At 40.7% G+C, this 9,746-nt stretch carries 7 protein-coding genes and 2 pseudogenes; 6 read left to right on the forward strand and 3 right to left on the reverse strand.

The window, feature by feature from the left end; translation table 11 throughout:
* Positions 1-379: 379 nt before the first annotated feature.
* Complete coding sequence (locus FTU62_RS16805; protein ID WP_038350081.1) at positions 380-1,168, forward strand: aminoglycoside adenylyltransferase domain-containing protein; 789 nt, start codon at positions 380-382, stop codon at positions 1,166-1,168.
* A gap of 126 nt (positions 1,169-1,294) precedes the next feature.
* Here the strand turns inward: FTU62_RS16805 and FTU62_RS16810 are convergent, their stop codons facing one another.
* A complete protein-coding gene (locus FTU62_RS16810) occupies positions 1,295-1,753 on the reverse strand; it encodes a DUF523 domain-containing protein (RefSeq protein WP_077170035.1) in 459 nt (152 codons plus the stop codon).
* Positions 1,754-1,925: 172 nt separating this feature from the next.
* On the opposite strand from FTU62_RS16810, the pseudogene FTU62_RS16815 reads away from it, so the two are divergent.
* Positions 1,926-2,324 (forward strand): annotated as a pseudogene (locus FTU62_RS16815) (S16 family serine protease); the annotation flags it as partial.
* 123 nt (positions 2,325-2,447) lie between these two features.
* Here FTU62_RS16815 and FTU62_RS16820 read toward each other — a convergent pair.
* Positions 2,448-2,684, reverse strand: a pseudogene (locus FTU62_RS16820) (hypothetical protein); the annotation flags it as partial.
* Positions 2,685-2,973: 289 nt separating this feature from the next.
* Here FTU62_RS16820 and FTU62_RS16825 point away from each other — a divergent pair.
* From FTU62_RS16825 to FTU62_RS16840, 4 genes are read left to right on the forward strand one after another with little or no spacing between them, the layout of a single operon-like run.
* Positions 2,974-3,390 carry a cation efflux protein, CzcI-like gene (locus FTU62_RS16825; protein ID WP_227591950.1) on the forward strand — a complete coding sequence of 139 codons (417 nt, stop codon included), beginning with the start codon at positions 2,974-2,976 and terminating at the stop codon, positions 3,388-3,390.
* Positions 3,391-3,438: 48 nt separating this feature from the next.
* A complete protein-coding gene (locus tag FTU62_RS16830; protein WP_035269736.1) occupies positions 3,439-4,764 on the forward strand; it encodes a TolC family protein in 1,326 nt (441 codons plus the stop codon).
* Position 4,765: 1 nt separating this feature from the next.
* Positions 4,766-5,995 (forward strand): efflux RND transporter periplasmic adaptor subunit, encoded by a 1,230-nt coding sequence (locus FTU62_RS16835; RefSeq protein ID WP_016658777.1) that lies wholly within the window; start codon positions 4,766-4,768, stop codon positions 5,993-5,995.
* On the forward strand, positions 5,985-9,125 hold the full coding sequence (locus FTU62_RS16840) for an efflux RND transporter permease subunit (protein WP_016658776.1): 3,141 nt from the start codon (positions 5,985-5,987) through the stop codon (positions 9,123-9,125). The genes FTU62_RS16835 and FTU62_RS16840 overlap by 11 nt, the downstream gene beginning before the upstream one ends.
* A gap of 188 nt (positions 9,126-9,313) precedes the next feature.
* On the opposite strand, the gene FTU62_RS16845 is transcribed toward FTU62_RS16840, so the two are convergent.
* Positions 9,314-9,746, reverse strand: a 433-nt coding sequence (locus FTU62_RS16845; protein WP_180103246.1) for a DDE-type integrase/transposase/recombinase, incomplete at its 5' end; no start/stop codon positions are given.

Here is a 9,746-nt window from a genome sequence, read left to right on the forward strand (position 1 = left end):
TTCAGCAAGTGTTTTTTCTGCTTTGATCGCAGCAAGTGCTACCTTAGCCTTAAAGTCGTTTGAATGATTTCTTCTTGGTCTACGTGCCATAAAATACTCCATATATTGATGTTTATAACATCATTTGAGGAGCAGAGTATCACTTATAGGAGTTGTTCAAATTTCCGGATCCATCTCTAAGTGAGGAGGAAATGACTCTTACTATTCAGATGTTGTTTCAAGCTTTTTTTGATTGATAGAGTTTTATGTATTAAACTCTATATTGAAAGTAAATATATTGTAAAAATAGTATGTTATTTACTAATTGATTAAATTATTTACACTTATTCTGTATAATGCTCTATGAATTCATTACTTATTTTTTTAAATTAAAAATCATATGCAAAGCTTAAATGATGAAGAGTGTCGCCAAGTTGAAAGTGTAAAACAGCTTTTACAAAAAAATTTTAAAGATAAGCTTTATGCTATTTATTTATATGGTTCGTATGTTGATGGTGGTTTAAAACATAAAAGTGATCTTGATATTTTAGTTATTATTGAACGTGAAATTACCGATCAGGAAAGAAAACAATTAGCGCAGAATTTTCTAAATATATCTGTTCCGATTGGTCATGCTACAGCGCGTGCCTTAGAAATTACGATATTAGAAAAAGGGAGTATTACCAATAAAAATCATCCATATACATATCAGCTACAATATGGCGAGTGGTTGAGAGAAGAATTACTCAAAGGTGAATTACTTTATAGTCAATCTGATCCAGATATTAGTATTTTACTTAAAACTGCCCAATTACATAACATTACTATCTTTGGACCTGATATTTGCGATTGGTTAAATCCAATTAGCTATGAACAATTAATATTTGCCATGCAAAAAACTTATCCACAAATTATTGCTCATTGGAAAGACGATCAGGATGAATGTAATCAAATTTTAGCGCTATGCCGTATAGCTTATACATTAGATCATAAAACAATAGTTGCCAAGGATGTTGCTGCGACATGGTTTTTAGAATTCTTAAGTCAGATAGATCAAGACATTTTGCAACTCATAATAGATGAATATATTGGGCAAGGTCATGAGCAATGTTGGTTAGTTTTACATGATCAGCTTGCTAAAATTGTTAAAGAATTACAGCATAAAATTGAACCACTACTTTTTAACTGATGTGGAAGTAATGGATATGCTTCTTAGATTATTACCTCACTATATCTCTAAATACCGAAGAGACTTGATATTGCAAAGGGGGGCGTGGTTGGAGTTGCATGAAGATTTTAAATAAAAGCGGAGGAACTAGGGTAAAAGTTGCCAAAAAGTTTCTTCTGAAATGACTTTTATATTATGACGTTTAAGCAAAGCGGAGGTAACTCCATTGCCATAGATCTTATTCCCATTAAATTGACCATCGTAAATCATTGAACTACCACATGAAGGGCTATTTTCTTTAAGCACTACCAGAGTAGCTTTTAATAATTGAACTTTTTTTAAAGTTCTATATGCCCCTTCAATATAGATTGAAGTCACATCCTTTCCTGATTTTTCAATTACACAGGCTTTTCCATCTAAGACATCATCGCCATTACCTCCCGAAATCTCGGCAGGTTCGCGTGGTGTTGATAAACCGCCAAGAATCTCTGGACATACCATAGTAGCTTTTCCATCTTTGACTAATTTTTCGATTTTTTCGTTTAAGCTATGCGTCCCGTTATAACGTACCTTTAAGCCAGCCAGACAAGAACTTACTAAAATCATATTTCCTCTATGAAAAAGATATGTATCGATTTGCTATTTAGCCAGTACCTATTATTTTTTAAAATTAATAGGTTAGTGCTATGGATAAAACAAGAATTTAAATATGATCAATGCAAAGTGAGTTATTTTTTTTCTAACCCACAAAGCTTATAGATTAGTTTGATCCTTTTTGTTTAGAAAATTTATCAACAATGCATCCCGGATCTCGGGGGGGAGTAAGGTGCTGGAACATGATTTCCATTTACATGTGGTGGAATTACAGAATACCGGCCCGCTCAGCCATCTTGCTCTGCCAAGTTTAGTGGCTTTCGCTTCTGGCCTCTTAGGACGATCGGTTCAAAGTCAGATGGTGGTACTGGGTGATATGAGCTTGGGTGGTTCAGTGACACCGGTGGAAAGTATTGCCGAATGTCTGCAAGTTGCTTTTGATGCGGGTGCCAAGAAGGTTGCTTTGCCAATGAGTAGTGCGGCAGATATCCCAACGATTCCTGTGGAACTGTTTACCAAGTTCCAGACCAGCTTTTATGCAGATCCGGTAGATGCTGTGTTTAAGGGGCTAGGGGTGGATTAATTTCATATCTGTCTGGAAGAGTTACAGTAGATTGTTTTAAATTCAGTTTCTCAAGTTAAACACCATGTTGTAAAAGCATAATACTGCCTCTTTTAAAGAGCTAGTATTTTAGGGGGGATTACCCTTCATTTTTTCTTGATCAGATATCTGTTGTACTTTGACAGGATTTTGTTGATCTAAATATTTTTGATACCAAACACGCAATGTTTCAGGAGTACAACCGATTTTAGGATCAATAGCTGTGATTGCTGCCCAAGTAGAAGGATAATCTTTTTCAGATTCAATTAGTAATTGAACCGCTCTTTCTCTGATTTCAGGGGGCAATTTTACTTTGCCATTTGTAAGGTAAAAGGGGTCAATTTTAGAATGCCGTTGACAATGTATCGCCTTTTGAGTTTGAAGCAATGTACAATGATAAGATTAACCCGTTAGGTCAGGTGGCCTAACTTAAATAAAAAGTCTCCGACAAACCCGGTACGGTTCACTATCTATTGTTATTCTTACCTGAAATTGATGTGAGCTTATAGAGACAAGGTAAATTTGCAAAAGTGCCGGCTATTCAGTGTTCATTGAATGTTTAATTTAATTTATTAAGCTTGACCTTGGAGTGGCTCTAAGCCTTATACTTGGTACAAATTTTTCGATTGTTATGATGATGCGTTCTACTACATGGATTACAGTCTTGGTTGGATTGTTCATGTTCCAAAGCTTTTGGAATGTGGCGGCGGCCTTTTGTGTCCATGAACAACAGCCTCAATCACAGCAGAGTTATCATTTTGGTCATCACCAAAATACCTTGTGTGCCAGCGATAGTCGTCAACACGATCATAATGGACAGTCAGAAAACATAAAAACATTCAGTAGCGATTTAGAAATCGGTGAAGATCATCAAGATCATCTACCATCGATGACGCATTTGATTGTACAAAATGAAAAAGTAGATGTGTTTCATCCAAGCTCTGAAGTTAAAGTGAATCCACAATTTCATTGGAAAAACAGCTATCAGGCTCCTGACCTGTTTCAACAAAGCCCACCTCCCAAATTTTCCCCGCTCATGGTGGGGTAGCCTAAAACATTCCCACCACTTTTATTATTTAAATAAGTGGGAAAAATCATGTCTTCACAATCAATTATACTCTTGCGTCATAGCTTGGTTGCTTGTATATGTGCAGCGGCTATGCAATATAGCTATGCTGAAAACGTTACCAGCTTTGAATCCGCTTTAGCAAAAGTACAAAGTTACCAGACTCAAGACAAGCTGTGGCAACAAGTTCAGCAAATATCTGAATTGAATATTCAGCAAAGTCGGTTATGGCAGAATCCAAGTATAAGTTTAGAACAGTCTGGCTTTGGCTCAGGTCAAGAACAGGAATTCAATGTTGGCGTTAGTCAACCTCTAGATCTATTTGGTCAGCGTAAGCTGAACCGGGTGATTGCCAATACCTCGAATCAACAAATCCAATTGCAACAGCAATTATGGAAGGCACAAAGCCAACTGATTGTTAAATTTGCATGGTCGCAATTTGCACTTGCTGAGGTTGAGCAGTCTGCTTATTCAGTACAGTTAAAAACAAGTAAAGCCAATCTGGACAGTGCCCAGAAACGCTATCAGGCAGGCAGTATTGCCCTGGTTGATTTTGAGCGTACCCAAATTGAAGCGCTAGAAATCCAACGACTTTATCAGCAAGCGATGCTGAATAAACAAGCTGCCGGTCGTCAGCTGTCTAATTTGTGGGGGGGAGAAACATCTTCACATCTTCAATTGAATAAAACCGCTATCCCTTGGCCAGAGCAAAGTCTCCAAACTGTGCAACGGTATATTGCTGAAGGGTGGCTAGAAAAATTCTATGCCTTGAACATTCAGCAATCGGATCATCAAATTGAAAATTTAAGAATTCAGGCACGTCCCAATCCGACTTTAAATGTAGGCATGAAACGTAGCAAAACCCCTAATGAAAGCAACGATACGACTTTGGCAATCGGCGTGGCTATTCCACTGAATATTTTCAACCGCCAGCAATATGCGATCCCGATGGTCCAGCAACAGCAAATATTGCTGAACCAACAGCAGCAGCGTGAGCTGAAGCAACAAATACTCAATATTGCCAACAGCATGCATCAGCTCAAAGGTTTACGTAGCCAGTTCGATGCCACAACAGCACAAGTTACTTTGGCGACCAAAGTTCAGAGCCGTACTTTACAAGGGTTTCAGGCAGGGAAACTGTCCATTACCGACGTTCAGCAAGCAACCACCCAACTGCAGAATCTTCGATTGGGTCAATTACAAATTCTACGTCAAGCTTGGCAAACTGCCCTCGCAGCTGAGGCACTCAGTATTGGCACAAGTTATGAAGAAATTAGCCGTTCGGATGCCTATACACAACTGAATAAAAAGGCAGTCGAAGCATCGCAAAATTTAATCAATGGGGGAGCACGATAAAATGAACGCCAAGCAAAACGGAAAAATATCCCAGTCTCTCATGATTGCAATTTTGATTCTGATTACGGTCTTGGTCAGTCTGGTTATTTGGTTAAGTTCAAAAAAAACTGAATCTGAGGGGCATGGTCATGATGAGGGAAATGCCGAACATTCTGATGAAGATAGTTCTGAAGAAGGACATGCTGAAGAAGGCGAAATACAACTGACCAGCCAACAAATGGTTGAACAAGGTTTAAAAGTTGCTGTTGCATCCACAGGATTGGTTGAAAAGCTGACAACCCTGCCAGGTAAATTGGTGGTGAATACCGATCAACAAGCGCATATATCGCCTAATTTTAGTGGTCATGTCGAGCAGGTCAATGTGGCTTTAGGACAGAGCGTGCAAAAAGGACAAACGCTGGCTGTACTAATCGTGCCTGAACTGATCGACCAACAGGCAAATCTGCGTATGGCACAGGTGAATCTGGATTTGGCCCGTAAAGATTACCAGCGCGAACAGCAACTCTGGTCACAGGGGATTTCTGCCAAACAGGATTACCAGCGTGCCGAAAATGCCTACCGTCAAGCGCAGATTACTGTCCAGTCCTCACAAGCACGTTTAAATGCATTAGGTGCAAGTGGCAATAACAATGGGCGTTTTCTGATTAAAGCACCGATCTCTGGGGTGATCAGTCAAAAAGATATTGTGGTCGGTGAAAATGTGCAACTGGCTAATCAGCTCTTTGTCATTGAACAGCTGAAAGATTTATGGCTTGAGTTTAATTTGCCGAATCAATTCTCAGGTCAACTGCAAGCCGGGCAAAAAATTGACTTTAAAGTGAATGATTCAGATCAAATCTATAAAGCTACTGTACAAAGCTTAACCTCTCAGGCAGATGTACAAACAGGGCGTCTGGTGGTGCGCGCAAAACTCGATGCGCAAGCTACTGAGTTGCGTTCTAATGTGCTAGTGAGAGTGTTGATTCCGGAAGCTACAGCAAAATCAGCCCTTCGGATTCAAAAGTCTGCGCTGCAAAGTATTGAAGGTGAAGACAGTATTTTCATCGTAGATTCAGAACAAAAAGGTCAAGTCCACTTAAAAGCACAGAAAGTGCAATTGGGGCAGGCTTCAAGTGATGGACAATGGCTTGAAGTGATTTCTGGGCTGACTGAAGGGCAGAAGTATATCGCTCAAGGCAGTTTCTTGTTGAAATCTGAATTAGAAAAAGACGAGGCAGGCCATGAACATTAATTCTGATCTGCCAAAACCAGAAGGTTTATTCGAACGAATCATTCAGTTTTCCATACAAAATGCGATTTGGGTGTTGCTCTTTGTCTGTACCTGGATTGCGGTCGGGGTGTATAGCTATCAGAAACTCCCGATTGATGCTGTACCCGATATTACCAATACCCAAGTCCAGATTAATACTCAAGCCAAGGGTTTTACTGCGCTTGAAGTCGAACAGCGGATTACCTATCCCATTGAAAATGCCATGGCTGGCATTCCGGATCTGGAGCTTACCCGTTCCATATCCCGTTATGGACTCTCTCAAGTCACCATTGTCTTTAAAGATGGGACTGATATTTATTGGGCCCGTCAGCAGATTAACCAACGGATACAGGAGGCGCAATCTGAGTTGCCTGCACAAATCGCACCGACGATGTCCCCCGTTTCTACGGGTCTCGGTGAGATTTATCAATGGGTACTGAAGGCAGATCCGAATGCGAAAAAGCCGGATGGAACTGCATACACGCCGATGGATTTGCGTGAGATTCAGGACTGGATTGTGCGTCCTCAACTGCAACGTGTTAAGGGAGTTGCAGAGGTCAACAGTATTGGTGGTTTTGAAAAAACCTATGTGGTCTCTCCCGATTTAAACCGGATGCAGCAACTGAATATCTCATTAGAACAACTGCAACAGGCTTTAGCGCAAAATAATGAGAACCGAGGTGCAGGTTATATTGAAGACAATGGTCAGCAACTGACGGTACGTGTACCGGGTGCATTCAATGGGCTTTCTGATATTGAGAACACCATGCTGGGTAGCCCAAATGGCAGCCCAATTCGGGTTGGTGATATTGCGCAAGTCTCTATTGGGCATGATTTAAGAACCGGTGGGGCAACCTATAACGGCAAAGAAACCGTTTTAGGGGTTGCCATGATGGCGATGGGTGGAAATAGCCGGACTGTTTCTAAAGCTGTGGATGCCAAGCTTCAAGATATTCAGAATAGTTTGCCTAAAGGGGTAGTGATTGAAACAGTGTACGACCGTACTACCTTGGTTGAGAAGGCGATTAAAACCGTTCAGAAAAACTTGGTAGAGGGAGCAATCCTGGTCATCATCATTCTGTTCCTGTTTTTAGGGAATATCCGTGCTGCCTTGATTACTGCCTGTGTCATTCCACTCTCTATGCTGTTTACCTTAACCGGGATGGCACAGAAAAATATCAGTGCCAATCTGATGAGTTTAGGTGCACTCGATTTCGGCATCATTGTCGATGGTGCTGTGGTGATTGTCGAAAACTGTATCCGGCGTTTAGCCCATACACAGCAACTGTTAAAACGACCTCTCACACAAAGTGAACGCTTTAAGGAAGTTTTTCTGGCTGCCCGCCAAGCACGTCGTCCTCTTATTTTTGGTCAGCTTATTATTTTGGTGGTGTATTTGCCGATTTTTGCTTTAAGTGGTGTGGAAGCAAAAATGTTCCATCCGATGGCATTGACAGTGGTACTAGCCCTTGTTGCAGCCATTATTTTATCGATCACCTTTGTGCCTGCTGCTGTGGCATTGTGGGTCAAAGGCGATATTCAAGAAAAAGAAAGTCGTTGGATGTTATGGCTAAAAGCTAAATATCAGCAAACTCTTGATATTTCGTATCAATACAAAGCAGTTGTGCTGACTTTTGCACTGTGTGTATTAGTGATTACGGGATTTATCAGTACCAAACTCGGCAGTGAATTTGCACCACAGCTCAGTGAAGGAGACTTTGCGGTACAACAGTTACGTTCACCAAGTACAGGCTTAGAAGAGTCTTTACGTATTCAGGAGAATACTGAAAAACTTCTTTTAAAGAGTTTCCCTGAAATTAAGGCAGTATTTGCCAGAACGGGTACAGCCGAGGTTGCAACAGATGTCATGCCACCCAATATTTCAGATGGCTATATCATGTTAAAGCCTCGTTCAGAATGGCCAAATCCTAAAGAAAGTTTAGATGAATTACGTGGCCGTATGGTGACGTATTTAGCCACGATTCCAGGCAATAATAGTGAATTTTCACAACCGATTGAACTCCGATTTAATGAATTGATCTCAGGTGTGCGTAGTGATGTTGGTGTGAAAATCTTCGGTGATGATATGAATGTCCTCAATACTGAGGCGACTAAAATCTCCAAAATCATTCAGCAAATATCGGGTAGCAGTGCCGTGAAAGTTGAGCAGACCTCAGGTTTGCCATTACTGAATGTCGAGGTAAATAAAACTTTGGCTGCACAATATGGTTTGAGTGTGCGTTCAATTCAAGACCTTGTGGCAACCAGTATTGGTGGACAAAGCGTGGGAGAGATTTTAGAAGGCGATCGTCGTTTTGATTTTGTTATCCGTCTTGGAGAGCAAGACCGTAGTGTCGCATCTGTTTCCCAGTTACCTATTCAGCTTCCAAATGGTGGCAGTATTTTATTGTCGGATGTCGCGCAAGTCTCGACCATTGAAGGAATCAACCAAGTCAGTCGAGAAAATGGTAAACGCCGAGTTGTGGTTACAACGAATGTTGAAGGGCGTGATTTAGGGTCTTTTGTTTCTGATGTACAGACACAGCTCAAAGCATACACTTTGCCAAGTGGTTATTGGATAGAATATGGCGGTCAGTTTGAAAATTTGGCTTCAGCCAAAGCACGGATGCAAATCGTGATTCCACTGGCTTTAATCACTATCTTTATTTTACTGATGGCGGTCTTTCACAATGTCAAAGAAAGTCTATTGGTCTTTACCGGGGTACCCTTTGCCTTGACCGGTGGTGTGCTGTTCCTTTGGCTAAGGGATATTCCATTATCGATGTCAGCTGGAATTGGCTTTATTGCCTTATCTGGTGTTGCAGTCCTCAATGGACTGGTAATGCTGACCTTTATTAAGGAATTAAGGGACAAATATCCAGTGCATAAAGCCGTGTGGCAAGGGGCTATTTTGCGCTTAAGACCAGTGTTGATGACAGCTTGTGTGGCTTCACTGGGTTTTGTACCAATGGCGCTGGCAACCGGAACAGGGGCTGAGGTTCAACGGCCACTGGCAACCGTAGTGATTGGCGGGATTATCTCTTCAACATTACTAACTTTGGTGCTGTTACCCGTGCTTTATCGTTGGATAAATGAAAAGAAAGTTTCTTAATCCAATAGATTAGTCGATTTACAGCAGAGATATTGGCTGTTATCCAATATCTCTGCTCATCATAAATAGAATAAGGAAAATATTTTATGTCAGAACATCATGATCATAGCCATGCGGTTGTTACTGAAGAAAATAGGGCACTGTTGCAAATAGAGATTTGAGTCGATGATGTTCCCTTTAAAAAGTGCTTAGAGACCGAAAACCCTGTTGATTAGACACACTTCACCCTGAGGCTGACCATAATAAAATGACGATGCTTGTCCTTTACGTAGTGCACGCATGACTTCAATACCTTTAATTGTGGCATAAGCAGTCTTCATAGATTTGAATCCTAATGTGGCCCTGATGATCCGCTTTAGCTTGCCATGATTACATTCGATCACGTTATTTTTATACTTAACCTGCCTGTGCTCAAGATCTGGTGGACATTTTCTTTCCCATTTTAACCGTGATAAAGCACGTCCATATGTGGGTGCTTTATCCGTGTTGATCATTTGTGGAATTTGCCACTTCTTCACATTATTTAAAATTTTTCCAAGAAAACAATATGCTGATTTGGTATTACGTCTAGAAGAAAGATAAAAATCAATGGTATCGCCACGTTGATCGACTGCACGATAC

Source organism: Acinetobacter sp. YH12126 (genome assembly GCF_013418745.1).
In the GTDB taxonomy this organism is placed as follows: Bacteria; Pseudomonadota; Gammaproteobacteria; order Pseudomonadales; family Moraxellaceae; genus Acinetobacter; species Acinetobacter amyesii.